The sequence below is a fragment of the Mesorhizobium sp. M0848 genome, from assembly GCF_040319805.1.
GTDB lineage: Bacteria > Pseudomonadota > Alphaproteobacteria > Rhizobiales > Rhizobiaceae > Mesorhizobium.
In genome coordinates this window covers 283,651-297,945 of sequence record NZ_JAMYOM010000001.1, presented here as the reverse complement: position 1 = coordinate 297,945, position 14,295 = coordinate 283,651, and the positions used below count along the sequence as shown (strand labels likewise).

At 59.7% G+C, this 14,295-nt stretch carries 10 protein-coding genes; 6 read left to right on the top strand and 4 right to left on the bottom strand.

The genetic code is table 11. From position 1 onward, the window contains the following. Nucleotides 1-692: 692 nt before the first annotated feature. Nucleotides 693-1,595, bottom strand: coding sequence for a hypothetical protein (locus NKH95_RS01505; protein ID WP_352890703.1), 903 nt, complete (start codon nucleotides 1,593-1,595; stop codon nucleotides 693-695). 76 nt (nucleotides 1,596-1,671) lie between these two features. On the opposite strand from NKH95_RS01505, the gene NKH95_RS01500 reads away from it, so the two are divergent. Further along, nucleotides 1,672-2,106: a hypothetical protein gene (locus tag NKH95_RS01500; protein ID WP_352890701.1), complete on the top strand. Its 435-nt coding sequence runs from the start codon at nucleotides 1,672-1,674 to the stop codon at nucleotides 2,104-2,106. Between the two features lie 932 nt (nucleotides 2,107-3,038). On the opposite strand, the gene NKH95_RS01495 is transcribed toward NKH95_RS01500, so the two are convergent. Beyond that, on the bottom strand, nucleotides 3,039-6,179 hold the full coding sequence (locus NKH95_RS01495) for an efflux RND transporter permease subunit (protein ID WP_352890699.1): 3,141 nt from the start codon (nucleotides 6,177-6,179) through the stop codon (nucleotides 3,039-3,041). After that, nucleotides 6,176-7,348 (bottom strand): efflux RND transporter periplasmic adaptor subunit, encoded by a 1,173-nt coding sequence (locus NKH95_RS01490; protein WP_352890697.1) that lies wholly within the window; start codon nucleotides 7,346-7,348, stop codon nucleotides 6,176-6,178. Before NKH95_RS01490 ends, NKH95_RS01495 begins: the two co-directional genes overlap by 4 nt. A gap of 219 nt (nucleotides 7,349-7,567) precedes the next feature. On the opposite strand from NKH95_RS01490, the gene NKH95_RS01485 reads away from it, so the two are divergent. The 4 genes from NKH95_RS01485 (at nucleotide 7,568) to NKH95_RS01470 (ending at nucleotide 13,083) form a co-directional block, all read left to right on the top strand. Continuing rightward, on the top strand, nucleotides 7,568-8,092 hold the full coding sequence (locus tag NKH95_RS01485) for a hypothetical protein (RefSeq protein ID WP_352890695.1): 525 nt from the start codon (nucleotides 7,568-7,570) through the stop codon (nucleotides 8,090-8,092). A gap of 577 nt (nucleotides 8,093-8,669) precedes the next feature. Beyond that, complete coding sequence (locus tag NKH95_RS01480) at nucleotides 8,670-9,959, top strand: HlyD family secretion protein (protein ID WP_352890693.1); 1,290 nt, start codon at nucleotides 8,670-8,672, stop codon at nucleotides 9,957-9,959. Further along, nucleotides 9,956-11,542 (top strand): DHA2 family efflux MFS transporter permease subunit, encoded by a 1,587-nt coding sequence (locus tag NKH95_RS01475; protein ID WP_352890691.1) that lies wholly within the window; start codon nucleotides 9,956-9,958, stop codon nucleotides 11,540-11,542. Before NKH95_RS01480 ends, NKH95_RS01475 begins: the two co-directional genes overlap by 4 nt. Before the next feature lie 41 nt (nucleotides 11,543-11,583). Continuing rightward, nucleotides 11,584-13,083: an efflux transporter outer membrane subunit gene (locus tag NKH95_RS01470; RefSeq protein ID WP_352890689.1), complete on the top strand. Its 1,500-nt coding sequence runs from the start codon at nucleotides 11,584-11,586 to the stop codon at nucleotides 13,081-13,083. A gap of 140 nt (nucleotides 13,084-13,223) precedes the next feature. On the opposite strand, the gene NKH95_RS01465 is transcribed toward NKH95_RS01470, so the two are convergent. After that, nucleotides 13,224-13,520, bottom strand: a complete 297-nt coding sequence (locus NKH95_RS01465) for a hypothetical protein (protein WP_352890687.1) — start codon at nucleotides 13,518-13,520, stop codon at nucleotides 13,224-13,226. 392 nt (nucleotides 13,521-13,912) lie between these two features. Here NKH95_RS01465 and NKH95_RS01460 point away from each other — a divergent pair, with 392 nt between their 5' ends. Further along, nucleotides 13,913-14,254: a hypothetical protein gene (locus tag NKH95_RS01460; protein ID WP_352890685.1), complete on the top strand. Its 342-nt coding sequence runs from the start codon at nucleotides 13,913-13,915 to the stop codon at nucleotides 14,252-14,254. Nucleotides 14,255-14,295 lie beyond the last annotated feature (41 nt).

Sequence of the window (14,295 nt, the reverse complement as noted above, 5' to 3'; positions counted from 1 at the left end):
GAATGGACAGCACCGTCGGCGGTTCGCCAAGCTCTGTCGAGGGCGCGGCCAGCTCAAGTCGACGGCGCGCTAGGTAGCCTCAACCGCAATCACCGCGTCGCGTGAGGCCTTGTCATCAAAACCCGTTAATGCCCGAAAACAGGCCGGAATCGGCCGAGGGATACTCGTCCCCGTTGTTATCGGGCTGCGATACGGGCTTCTTGGCCGATCTGGTTGTCGGTACTTGAACGTGCCTCGGCAACAATGAGTGGTTGCTGTTCGTTTTTCGTTCGACATGATCGAACTTCGCCTGCGTGTGTCCAGGAGGCGAACCTGCTGCAGCGGCCCAAGCGGTCGACAGGAGGACTGCCGCGACTGCAGCCGCGATTGAGAGCGAGCTCATGTGTTTCACCTGTTGTTCTGTTGCGCAGCCGGCGAAACTCGAATTGGCGACAGAATTGTCGCTCATGGCCGGCGGTGTATATATAGGTTTCGAAACACGTCTCGAGGCACTATACGAAACACATCCAACGGGGATGTAATTGGTTATCTTCATGGCCTTGGAGTATAATTCGGCCAACAAGAAGCAATGCGGAGCGTAAGACCCAGGCGTTCCTCGTCGTCGACTCTCACGATTGCTCCGAGTCCTCGCATGGCGGCCTCGCCTACCGCGAAGGATCCTGGTCATGTTCATCGACAACGCGGGCGCGCGCTCAGTCGAAGATCGGCTTTCCGATCGCGTTCGAAAAGATGTTGCCGAGATAGAAGTGGAGTTGTGCACGCACGCCGATGTCGCGGCCCGAGCTCTCATTGATGGGAATGATCGCCTCCACTCCGAGTTGGGCGTACTCGCCCACCCAGATGACGCCAGGATTGATCGTGCCCGTGGTCTCTCCAGCCGATGGTCCGTTCAGCGGCGTCTGCATCGCAAATTCCACCAGCGGCACCAAACCCTCGGCAAAGCGATGAGCATTCCCCTTGCCTGCGGATTGCGAATTGGTGAGCAGGCTGTATTCCAGGGCAAAGCCCCATTGCAGGATGTCTGGGTTGTCGACCGAGGTGGTACCGGTCACGGTGGTGGATTCGGTTGGCAGTGCGACTCCGAGGGTCGCGGTGACATTGACCGGGCGCAGCCATGCCATCGAGTCCGACACATCGCCGAAGCCCTTGCCCACGTAAACGGTCGGCGTCAGCGTGGAGAACGACTTGGCAATGTCGGACGACCCGGTACCGCCCAGCGCCAGCGTGCCGCCTGCCGAGAGCACGAACTCGTGCTCGGCACTGGAATAGAGTTCGTACTGTGTGCCAAGCACCAGATTGTCGAAGCCCGCCCGTGTGCTCCCCTGATCGATCATGCGGTAGTTCGCGGTGAACGAGACCGACCAATCCGGAGTGATGAGCTTGCTGTAGGAGAAAGGAAAGTCGACCTCGCGCGAGGCGGTGTCAGGCAACTGCGTCAATTGGGGAAAATTGAGGAAGTCGGCCGGGGTGGGAACGACGGTCGCCAGGGTAGAGGGAAAGAAACGGTCCCCAACGTAGGACGCCGACGCTTCCGAACTTGCAACGAGAAAGAACAAGAAGCTGGGCACCCTCAGGTGCCAGGCCCGGTTAGCCATACCACTCTCCTACCGAAAAATTCACCCTTCAGGCCAGGCGCTCACAATTGAAGGCGACGGTGATCAGGATTTGGCCTTGATCACCTCGAAGCGCCTGATGCCGAGCGCTTCGTCGTCCATGGGTTTCGCCTACATCCGCTGGTTGCAGGAATTGCGGACGATCATCCCCTTGGCCCCTCATGCATCGGACCGTCCGCCAGGGGCGCGGATGAGACGGGGGCGGTTCAATCTGGGCGTCGTCTTTCTCTACAAACCAGAGCAAGGCGATCAACGCATCCGAATAGATGGCGAGGCAAATCAAAAACGATCCTGCGCCGGCGTCAGTGGTCCAGCCCGCGAGCACGGCGAAAAGACAGGGCGGCACCATAACAGCGAAGAGTTCGAACCAGCGCGACTTACCGAGACACACGCGCCACGACAACGCATCGACCACCGGCGAGTCGAGCGGGCCCGTGCCGGCAGCAACTGCGGAGCCAGGCGCCGAACCATGCCGACCGCGACCCAGGGGTAAGGAGAACCCGAGCCGGACGGCGCCTATTGCGATGCCTTGCCCGTGAGGGCCAGGCCGGTCTCCCGCAGCACCCCGCAACCTCCGGCGGAGGACTTGTAGGGTCGCATCGACTTCCTGGGCGCCATGCATTGAAATCCTCGTGGTCGAGCGCCGAATGTCGCGCCCAAGCGAAGAAATATCTTTCGCAAACGCCGCTCTAGTTCGAGTTTCGCCCGTCGCGGTCCTTGGCTTCTTCAATTGGCTTCAATGCAAAGCCGAAGTGTCGAGCGCTGATCGCGCGCGGCCCTAACAGTGTTCACCGTTCTTGCCAGGAATGTCCGTCTGATGCTCACTCGAAAAGACGCCATAAGTAACCGTTTCACCAATTAGCTTACCCAACCATACCAGTGGATGATTTAAGCCAATGGCAAAACCTATGCATGCTTCCAGGAAAGAGAAGGAGCAAAGAATGAAATGTCTAAACTGCGTGCGTGAGGTGAAAATACCTCACCAGTACTACTTTTGCTCTCTGGGATGTTTCGACGAGACAACCCGCAACACCAAATGGAGGATGCTAAGCGATGGACTTCCGCCCACTGGTTTTCCTGCTGGTGGCCAGCCCCGCACTGGCTCAGGACCACACGTCCCACGTCCCGGCTGGCTCCCCCGAGGGCAACTACGGCCAGGGGCACGAGAAGTGGCACGACATCTACATGGGGATGCATAACACGCTGGGTGGCTCATGCTGCCACGGCGGTGACTGTCGGCCAACGGTCGCCAAGTTCGAGGGCGGAAAGTGGTGGGGTAAACTCAACGGAGTATGGACGCCGATCGAGCCGTCCAGAAGGGTGCCTGAACACCCCTACTCATGGAACGAAACAGCCCACATTTGCGCGGCTGGGAACACCGTCTACTGTTTCATACCCCCTGACAACGGAACCTGACCCTTCCGCTTAGCCGGCTGGGTGCGTCGTTTCGGAGAAGAGTTCGCCCTGCTCGGGTTCCACGGGCGGTGTTTTTGCGCCTCGCAAGCCACCCAGGAATTTGCCGAACCGCTCAAGATACAGGTAGACCACCGGCGTCGTGTAGAGCGTGAGAACTTGCGACAGCACCAAGCCACCCACGATCGTGTAGCCGAGCGGCTGGCGGATTTCCGATCCGGCGCCGGTGCCCAGCATCAACGGCACGCCGCCCAGCATCGCCGCCATGGTGGTCATCAGGATCGGCCTGAAACGTATGGTGCAAGCCCGGTAGATCGACTCCTGTGGACTGAGACCTTCGTTCCTCTCGACCTGGAGCGCAAAGTCGACAAGCATGATGCCGTTCTTCTTGACGATGCCGATCAGCAGGATAACGCCGATCAGCGCTATCACGCTGAAGTCCATATGGACCACCATCAGCAGCAACAAGGCGCCGATGGCGGCTGAAGGCAGTGTCGACAGAATGGTAATCGGATGGATCAGGCTCTCGTAGAGCACTCCGAGGATGATGTAGATCACCACCAGCGACACTCCGATCAGGATTGGTGTGCCTGACAGCGCAGACTGAAAGGCTTGCGCATTGCCCTGGAGGCTGGTTGCAAGCGAAGCAGGCTTTCCGGCATCGCGTTCGAACTGCTGGATAGCGGCGACCGCATTTCCGAGCGCCGCCCCGGGTTTCAGGTTGAAGGAGATCGTGACCGCCGGAAACATGCCCTGATGATTGATCACGATCGGCGCGGCCTTGGTCACGCTGGTCACCAGCGCGCTTAACGGCACCTGCTGCCCTGTCGAGGAATTCAGATAGATATCCTTGAGCGCTTCGGGCCCGTACTGGAATTCCGGACTGACCTCGAGAACGACGTGATACTGGTTGAGCTGGGTAAACATCGTGGAGACGATGCGCTGGCCGAAGGCATCATCGAGCGTGTTGTCGATAGTCGATGGAAGGATACCGAAACTCGACGCGACTTCGCGATTGACGGTCACATCGAGTAGTGGTCCTGCATTCTCCTGATCGGTGGCGACGTCGACGATTCCCGGCATGCTTTTAAGCTTGTCGAGGAAGATCGGCGCCCAATGGTTGAGCTCGTTGGAATCGGCATCGGCCAGAGTATATTGATACTGCGTCTTCGAAACCCGACCGCCGACAGTGATGTCCTGCGCCGCTTGCATGTAAAGCGCTATGCCTTGGGTCTTGGCGAGTTGGGATGACAGCCGGCTGATCACCTGATCGGCGCTGACGTCACGTTGGTTGTTGGGCTTCAAGGCAATGTACATCGTCCCTCGATTGAGTGTGCTCCCGCCAGTTGCTCCTATCGAGGCTCCGACTGAAGCTACCGCCGGATCCTCCAGCACAACGTCGGTTATCGCCTGCTGGCGCTCGGCCATAGCCGGGAACGAGATATCCTGATCGGCCTCTGTGACGCCGATAATCAGGCCGGTGTCTTGTTGCGGGAAAAAGCCCTTCGGGATGACAACGTAGAGATAGCCAGTGACGGCAATCGTTCCGAGCATGACGAGCAGCGTAATGAAAGTGTGCCGCAGGACGATCTTTAGGCCCCGTTCATACAATCCAAGCAGCGCGTCGAAGCCGCTTTCGCAAATATTGTAGAGCCGCCCGTGCCTGACATTGGGCTCATTCTTGAGCAGGCGCGCACACATCATTGGCGTTAGCGTCAGCGAGATCACCAGCGACAGGACTAGTGAGACGCTCACCGTCACGGCGAATTCCTGGAAGAGTTCGCCGACATAGCCTCCCATCAGAAATAGCGGAATGAATACCGCGATGAGCGACAGCGTAATCGAAATGATGGTGAAGCCGATTTCGCTTGAGCCCTTTAGCGCAGCCTCCATCGGTGTGAGGCCCTCTTCGACGTGGCGGACGATGTTCTCGATTACCACGACTGCATCGTCGACGACGAAGCCGACCGCGATCGACAAGGCCATGAGCGACAGATTATCGAGGCTGTAACCAAGCGCATAGAGCACGGCAAAGGTGCCGACGAGCGAAAGGGGCACGGTTACTGCGGGAATGACTGTTGCCCAGAAATTGCGCAGGAACAGGAAGATCACCATCACCACAAGAGCGATGGTCAGCATCAATGTGAACTGAACGTCCGCGACCGAGGCACGAATGGTTTGCGTGCGGTCTGAAACGACCGATACCTTGATGCCGGGCGGGATCGAGGCTTGCAGCTGGGGCAACAAAGCCTGAATGCGGCCGACCGTCTCGATCACATTGGCACCGGGCAGGCGCCGGATGGCCAGCAAGATAGCGGGCTTCTTGTCGAACCACGCGGCTACAAAGTGGTTCTCCGGCCCATCGATCGCGGTGCCGATGTCGCGGATGCGCACAGGCGAGCCGTTGCGATAGGCGACGACAATATCATTGTAGGGGTCAGGCTTGAGCAGCTGGTCGTTGGTGTTGAGCGTGAAGGTTTGACGCGGACTATTGAGCGTGCCCTTCGCAATATCGACATTGGCCTCGCCGAGCACGTTGCGAACATCTTCAAGCCCAATGCCGCGGGCCGCGGCGGCTTGCGGATTGATCTGCACACGGATCGCCGGCTTCTGCTGGCCGCCAATGCCGACAAGACCGACGCCGGAGATTTGCGAGATCTTCGGCAGCAGGATGTTTTCCGCATAGGCATCGACCGTCGTCAGCGGCAAGGTATCGGATGTCAGCGCGAGCACCAGGATCGGCGTATCCGCCGGATTAACCTTGCGGATGGTCGGCGGATAGGGGATGCCGAGCGGCAGATCGGGGCTGGCGGCATTGATCGCCGACAGCACGTCAACCGCCGCACTGTCGACGCTCCGGCTGAGGTCGAACTGAACGGTGAGCTGTGTGCTACCAAGCGCGCTGGTCGAAGTCAGCTGGGTCACGCCGGGGAGCTGGCTTATCTGTTGCTCAAGCGGGGTGGCTACCGACGACGCCATGGTTTCGGGATCGGCGCCGGGCAATTGCGCTGATACCTGAATCGTAGGAAAGTTTACGTTCGGCAAGGATGCGACCGGCAGAAGCTGATAGGTAGCGAGCCCACACAGCAGCAAACCCACCATCAGCAGGCCTGTCGCGATCGGCCGGTGAATAAAGGGGGCCGAGATGTTCACGGGATCGCTTGCTGCACTGCGCTTTGCAGGGCGGCTTCATCAGCGGCTTTGCCCTGGAGCACTTGGACGGGGGTGCCCTGCGCGAGCCTGTACTGTCCGTCGACCACGACAGTTTCGTTCGCCTTGAGACCCGAATCGATGAGAGCTTGTCCCCCGGTCAGCTGTGCGACAGTGACAGGCCGCATCTGCGCGGTTCCATCAGGTGCGATCACGTAAACATAGGAGCCGTTCGGACCTTGCTGCACCGCCGACCCGGCGATCGTCAGCCCCCCACTGCGGGTATCAACAAGCAAACGCGCATTCACGAGCGCGCCCGGCCAGAGTTGCTTCCCAGCGTTCGGAAACGTGGCCCGGAGGCGGATCGTACCTGTCGTCTGGACGATCTGGTTGTCGACAAGCAGGAGTTTGCCTTCGTCGAGCTTGGTCTTGTCGTCCTGGCTGTACGCAAAGACCGTAAGCGGCCCCTTGGCCATCTGCTTCTGGATTTGAGGGAGGGCTTCCTCGGGCAGCGTGAAGATCAACGAGATCGGTTGGATCTGCGCAACGTCGACCAGACCAAAAGTATCGGTCGGATGAATGATGTTGCCTTCGTCGATCTGCCGGATACCCGTTACACCGTCGATCGGCGAGGTCAGACGGGTGTAGCTCAGATTGATCTGAGCGGCCTGTAACAGAGCCTCATCTGCCTTGATTGTCGCCTGGAGCTGGATGACTTGAGCCTTCTGCGTGGCCACCAGCTGGGAAGTGGCGAAGCCTTTCGCCAGTAGCGGCGTGTAGCGGTCCAGATTTGCCTGCGCGTTGACGAGTTGCGCCTTGTCGCGATCACGGGTCGCGGCAATCTGATCGATTTGTGCCTGATAGGGATCTGGATCGATCTGCGCCAGCAGATCGCCCTTTTTCACTGTCTGACCTTGCGTGAATGCGATCTTCGTAATCGGTCCTGAAATCAGGCTGTGCACCACCACGTTGTTGTAGGCGATCACCGTTCCCACTCCACGAAGGTAGATAGGCACGTCGTGACTGGCTACTTTTCCGGCAACGACGGGAACCGCCGGCGCAGGAACAGAGGCCGCCGCAGGTTCGGAGGGATCGTAGACGTGCCTGGCTGCGAACCCAACGCCGCCGATCAAGATCAGCAGCGCGGCAACAATGACGGGGCGCTTGCGCATCGAAGGCTCCTACAAAGACGGGATCGCTTTTTTCAGCAGCCGGACGCCGACAAGGTGTTTGTGCCTGTCACACCCGTGCTGCCGCAGGTTGGAACCGTCACCAGTGGACTTGTCACCGGATCGACCAAATCGGGTGTTGGAATGCTAATCATCGGGCTCACTCCCAAGTTGCTGAGCTCCGAAGACCCCAGCGGAATCCCAACCGGGGTCCCAAGACCCGTGGACGATGTCCCGGACGATGTGCCCGTGGTGGTGGACAGTATCGATGTGGTGCCGGAAGGCGACGCGCTCGATGCCGTCGTGCCGCAGGTGCCCAATGCTGTTGAAGGCATCGGGTTCACAGACGTCCCACTCATGGTCGTGGTTCCGTCAACGCCTCCGCCATCGAAAGTGGAGAGGGCGGTCGTTCCGGCAACTTCGGAAGGTGACGCCAGAACACCAGGCGCCAGGACATTGGTACACCCGGAACTGCTCGTGCCTATGGAGCCAGATGTTGTTGGCGAGCCAGGCGCGGTCAAGCCACCAGGATCGAGTTCGACCGCGCCCAGAGGGATACCAACCGTATTGAGGGGCGAACCAACGGCGGAGAGGGGTGAAGTCATTCCTATTGCGGGCGTGCTGACCTGCGCCAGGCTCGGTCCGCTGAACAACAGCGCCGTTACAATTGCGATCAGCAAGAATGGCATCGCAACATCATTGTCATTTCGCATTGGAACTACCGTCGTTTCGTGTGTGTCCAGGTGAGGCATGCGTAAAGGAGCGTCGTCGGGCCGTTCGAACGCATTTCGCCCGGTCAGATCGGAGAGGATGCCAGATGGAGGGGAAGCGCTCTTCCGTAAAGGCGGCTGGATTTCCCTATTCGCACGCCGACCCCGAGCATTTGACGGTTCCTCGTCATTGGGCTGTCCCGGTGATGGTGACCAGGCCGAGGAAAATCCGGACGGCAATTCCAGTGAAGTGCAACGATGCGAGGCAAGCTTCGTTGTTCGGTAGCGATTCGTGTTGGCGGGTCCGATAACCGCATCCGCAAGGTGAAGTCTCCGCTACAAACCAATGTATGAGCCATTCAGACTTATGCTGCGCTCTCGTATACCTTTGTGGGATGGATCGTGTGATCGCCAACACTCTAATCTAACAGAAGGAGAGACAGCTAATTGCCCGAATAACGCATGGGTCGAAAAGAGCCGTGACCGCTAGTTCCTGAGTGGCAAGCTGGCTTCCGCCGAAGCCTGTGAGCGGCCTCGGGCCGACTGCGGTCGCTACAGGCGAAATCGTCAACATCGGGAACGTCTCAGGTCAGTTCGTATGAGAGAGGCGCCCGATGTCCCAGACCGCCAGGATCAGTGTACTCCGCCAAGGCAGCGGCGGGCCAGGGATGCCGTCGGCAAGCGCCCCTATCGGTGAGACATTTGCGGTCGCTCGCGCGCCGAACCGCACAACCGCCGATAGCCGCCCTGGTGAAGGCGATCATGGCCAACCAGCTCCTGGAGGTCCGCTGCCCGCGGACGAGCAGCCCGAGGTGACCGTCGCAAGCGAGCACGCGGGCGGACCAGGCGGCTCGGATACTGGTCACCGGAACCGCCGGCCAGCCGTCTTCATCATCGGTTTCATTGTCCTGGCTGCTCTTGTCCTCGGCGGGTCCTACTACTGGTACGCGAACCTCGACTTGGTGAGCACGGATGACGCCTATGTCGATGGGCGGGTTGTCACCATCGCGCCGCAGATTTCGGGCCTCGTCGTGTCGCTGGACGTGACTGACAACCAATATGTCCACAGGGGTGATCCGCTGATCCATATCGATCCGCGCTCCTACATGAGCGAGCGGAACCGGGCGCAGGGGGCCCTGGACAGCGCCAAGGCGCAAGCTGCCGGGGAACGGCTGGCGACCGAGATCTCTCGCAAGAATTTCCCCGCCCTGTTCCAACAGGCCCAGGCTCAATTGTTGACGGCACAGGCCAATTTGACAAAGGCGCAGGCCGACTATGACCGGCAGAGCACTCTGCCGAAAGCCGCGACGGCGCAGCAGGAGGTCGATGCCGCGTTGGCGGCGCTGCGCCAAAGCAAAGCGCAAGTCATGCAAGCCGAAGCCCAGGTTCAGCTGAGTTCGTCGGTCGAGCAGCACATCGGCGAGAGCGATGCGCAGGTCGAACAGCTGAACGGTCAAGTAGAGCAGGCTCAAGCGCAGCTTGATCAAGCCGAACTCAATCTCTCCTGGACGGTCGTGACGGCGCCGCAGGATGGCTGGATAACCCGGCGCAACGTGGAAATGGGCAACTACGTCACGCCTGGGCAGCAGATTTTCTCGATCGTTTCGCCGGACGTGTGGATCACGGCCAACTTCAAGGAAAACCAGCTTGATGGTCTGCGGCCCGGCCAGAGCGTAAAGATCGACGTGGATGCCTATCCTCGGCTCGACCTGCGTGGCCATGTCGACAGTGTCCAGATGGGGTCCGGCTCGAAGTTCACCGCCTTCCCACCCGAAAACGCCACCGGCAATTTCGTAAAGATCGTCCAACGCGTGCCGGTCAAGATCGTCATCGACAGCGGTCTCGATCCCAAGCGTCCGCTGCCGCTCGGCATATCGGTGGTTCCGATGGTATCGGTTCGATGAGCAGCGCCCCAGCCGAGGCCAGCGCGACCTGGAAGCCCCGCTACAATCCCTGGCTCATCGCGGTTTCGGTGACCCTTGCCGCTTTCATGGAAGTCCTCGACACGACGATTGTCAATGTTGCCTTGCCGCACATCGCCGGTAGTCTGTCGGCGAGCAATGACGAGGCGACCTGGGCGCTCACCTCCTACCTGGTGGCAAACGGGATCGTGCTGACCATTTCTGGCTGGCTGAGCGATCTCTTCGGGCGCAAACGTTATTTCCTGATCTGCATCACGATGTTCACGGTCTTCTCGTTCTTGTGCGGGACGTCGACCAGTCTGGGCGAGCTGATCGTCTTCAGGCTGCTGCAGGGTTTCTTTGGCGGCGGCCTGCAACCGAGCCAGCAGTCGATCATCCTGGACACGTTCCCGCCGGCCAGGCGCGCGGCCGCATTCGGCGTGACGGCGATCGCAACCGTCGTCGCCCCGGTCCTCGGCCCGACGCTGGGCGGCCTCATCACCGATCAGTCGACCTGGCGCTGGATCTTCTTCATCAACATACCCGTGGGCATCCTCGCGGTTTTTTTGAACGCTATACTCGTCGAAGATCCGCCTTGGGTGAAGAACAGGAAGGGGCGGGGGCTCGACTACATTGGCCTGTCGCTCATCACGCTTGGTCTCGGATGCCTGCAGATCATGATGGATCGCGGCACCGATGATGATTGGTTCGGTTCACCCTTCATCGTGTTGATGGCGCTGCTCGCTTTCCTGGGAATCGCGGGCGCGATCGGCTGGCTGCTGATCGCCAAGAAACCGATCGTCAATCTCGACGTGTTCAAGGACAGGAATTTCACCGCCGGCTGCGCAATGATCGCGGCGATGGGCAGTATTCTCTACGCGAGCGCCGTCGTCATCCCGCAACTCGCGCAGCAGGTCCTTGGCTATACCGCAACCTGGGCAGGGCTCATTCTTTCCCCAGGCGGCATCATCGTCATCGTCCTCATTCCGTTGGTTGGACGCCTCATGACAATCGTCCAGACGCGGTTCGTCGTGGCGGCCGGTTTTCTGGTGATGGGCTTTGCGCTCTTCTTCTCGAGCCATTTGGCACCGAACATCGATTTCCCGACACTCGTGCTGATGCGCAGCTTGCAGGCGGCCGCGCTGGCGTTTTTGTTCGTACCCATCAGTACGACCACCTATCTCAGTTTGCCACGCGAACTGAGCGGCGACGGGGCTGCCCTCTTTTCGATGGTTCGCAACGTGTCCGGTTCGATAGGGATTTCCGTCGCAACCTCGCTCGTCACCGAGCGGAGCCAGATCCGGCAGTCCTATCTGTCGGAATGGGCCTCGCCCTTTCACCAACCCTACGACGCGCTGGTTGATCAATACGAACGTGCGTTGACGGCGACGGGGCATGCCGCGGGATCGGTCCATGGAATGGCGGTTGGAAAGGTCTACCAGGTCTTCCAGACGCAAGTTGCCGTCCTCGCTTATTCAGACGTCTTTCTGTTTTTCTCCTTTGTCGCCTTCCTCGCCGTTCCATTCTGCCTCCTGCTATCCGGCAAGAAGGCAGCCGATGGCGAGGGCGCCAACCACGCGGGTTGATCATGGGTCAAAATTTGCGCACTGTTACAGCGATTTCAGCCATGTTCGCGCTGGCAGGTTGCACTGTCGGACCGGATTTCGTCCGGCCCGATCCGGACTTGCCGAAACGCTGGTTTGCGGACGGCGCGGCAACTGCGCCGGTGGACTCCAAGGGATCCGGCGCGACGGTTCTCGAGCCCGTCGACCCCGCTTGGTGGCAGGCCTTTCGAGACGCGGCCCTTACCTCGCTCATGCAGCGCGTCGCCGACGCCAACCTCGATGTGAAGACCGCGACCGTCCGGCTCGCGGAAAGCCGTTTTCAGCGCGCTGCCGTGGCCTCCGCCCAACTGCCTGACCTGAATGGCAGCGCCAGATATCAGCATCAGAATCTTAGCGATGTGAGTGCCAAAGGCAGCCTGATCGATGGTCTGCTTGGTTCGCCGAGCATTTCTTCCGCAAAGCCGGCCGATCTGTTTACCAGCGGTTTCGATGCTTCGTGGGAACTCGATCTTTGGGGGCATGTCCGCCGCCAGGTCGAAGCTGCGGATGCGCAGGTTCAGTTTTCCGAGGAACAGCGGCGTGACGCGCTCGTATCGAGCCTCGCTGAAACCGCACGCGACTACATCCAGCTGCGCGGCACGCAAACCCTGATCAGGATCGCCAACCACAATCTGAAGATCCAGCAGGACATTTTGCAGCTGACGCAAACGCGTCAGCAGAAAGGCTTGACGACCAGTCTGGACGTCGAGAACGCCGCCGCGCAGGTCGAAGCCATCCGTGCCCAGTTGCCCAGCCTGCAACAGCAGGAAGCGCAGCAGATCAACGCAGTGAGCTTTCTGCTCGATCTGCCGCCCGATGCGCTACGCGGCGAACTCGCGACCGGCAAACAGGTGGTGCCGATGCCTGCCCGGTTTCCGGCCGGCATTCCTTCCGATCTCGCGCGCCGGCGCCCGGACATTCGCGCCGCGGAAGCGCAGCTTCACGCGGCCACCGCCGACATCGGCGTGGCAGTGGCCGAATTCTATCCATCCATTCAGCTGAATGGATCGGTGGGCTTCGACGCCCTCAAGGTCGGGAGCCTGTTGACGGCCAGGGCGATCACAACCAATCTCGGCCCGAGCATTTCGATACCGATTTTCCAGGGTGGCCGGCTGAGGGCGACACTGGAACTTCGCAAGGCCCAGCAGGTCGAGGCGGCGATCGCCTACCACAGGACGGTGTTGCGAGCCTGGCACGAAGTTGTCGATGCCCTCATCGACTACCGCACCGAACGGCAGCGACGCGCCCGACTGGCCAGGCAGGCCGAGCATCTGCGACAGGCCTTGTCGCTGGCTCGTGACCGCTACAATGACGGAGTCACCGAGTTCACCACCGTGCTCGACACCGCACGCACATTGCTGCAGGCCGAACAGGATCACGCGCAGAGCACGACCAACATCTCGATCGACCTTGTCAAATTGTACAAAGCGCTCGGTGGCGGATGGGAATTGACGTATCCGAACGCGCCGCCCGAGCCACCAGTCAGCGCTCAACGACCTTCGAAGGCAAGGAAACCGGCATGACCATGTCAAAGTTTGCTGAAAGCCGGTGCTAGATCACTTCCTGGGTCTCATCATGGCGTTGGAAATCGGTCAAGCCCCCAATGGGCGGACTTGACCGTTGAACCGCTTCGATCCGAACCCCTCCAGCCGGCGAGGTTGGATCACGGGCAAGAGTGCCACATTCCACTGGGCCCATCGTAACTTTGATTTACGGCATCGAACGAGCAGTAAGCAGCATCGGTGTCGTAGTTCCACCAAGGCTGGTAGTGATATTCCCCGTCGCTAAAAAGGACCTTGTGGTGCGGGTGCTGGTGCTGGCGATTGCCAATGGCACCACTGCTAAAGTCCACGGCATGACCATTGCTACCGTTGCCGTGCGCCATGGAGACCGTCGCCGAGCCGACCGCCAGCACCATGCCTAAAGTAATCTTCGCCAATGTTGTTGTTGATTTTCTCACGATAAGCTCCTTTTGGGGAAAACGAGGTTGTTATAGCAACACATATATTAATCATGTGCCGCGCTCTATAAATAACGCCTATGTTTGATAGGCGTATATCTTGCACCTATAAACATGACCCATTGGGTGAATGGTGATATCGGCGGTGCGAAACGAAATTCCAGTCGGGCCGAGGTTCGGCGGGCTGGCCAGGCAAATCCTTCGGTGTTCGAATCCGGGCCCCACTGGCACCGTGGGGTCCGGATTCGAAGAGGCGTGGTGGATCACGGACAATATGGGTAAAAGCCGAGATACCCTTCGTATGGATACGGATACGGGTAACCGCAGTAGCCGTCGTCATAATAATCACTGCCGAAACCGCGGCCTCTTCTGAACCTGTGGCCGTCGCGGGCATGGACGCCATGGACATGCGCCTCACCGCCCATGCCTGCGATACGACCGCCACCGGCAACGCCTACGCCGTGCTCACCGCCAAAGCCTCCGAAATGGCCGCCGCCAAAGCCCCCGAAATGGCCACCGCCACCCATGCTTTCGGCATGGCCGCCGCCGAAGCCGCCGCCGCCAAAGCCTCCGCCGTGACCGCCGCCACCACCGCCGTGCGCCATCGATATCGTTGCCGAGCCGGTCGCCAGCATTGCGCCCAGGGCATCGTCGCCAAGATTGTTGTTGTCTTTTTCATGATAAACTCCTGTAGTTCAAGCTTTCTAAGTCGTCGAAAGCTGAATCTAATGTAGATACAGGAGAGATTTCTCAGTATAATACGCTTGTTTGGTGC

Excerpts from the sequence above, each read along its gene's own strand:
- NKH95_RS01505 (WP_352890703.1), bottom strand. The coding sequence starts at position 1,595 with ATGGCTAACCGGGCCTGGCACCTGAGGGTGCCCAGCTTCTTGTTCTTT.
- NKH95_RS01490 (WP_352890697.1), bottom strand. The coding sequence starts at position 7,348 with ATGCGCAAGCGCCCCGTCATTGTTGCCGCGCTGCTGATCTTGATCGGC.
- NKH95_RS01470 (WP_352890689.1), top strand. The coding sequence starts at position 11,584 with ATGTTCGCGCTGGCAGGTTGCACTGTCGGACCGGATTTCGTCCGGCCC.
- NKH95_RS01460 (WP_352890685.1), top strand. The coding sequence starts at position 13,913 with ATGGACGCCATGGACATGCGCCTCACCGCCCATGCCTGCGATACGACC.
- NKH95_RS01475 (WP_352890691.1), top strand. The coding sequence starts at position 9,956 with ATGAGCAGCGCCCCAGCCGAGGCCAGCGCGACCTGGAAGCCCCGCTAC.
- NKH95_RS01480 (WP_352890693.1), top strand. The coding sequence starts at position 8,670 with ATGTCCCAGACCGCCAGGATCAGTGTACTCCGCCAAGGCAGCGGCGGG.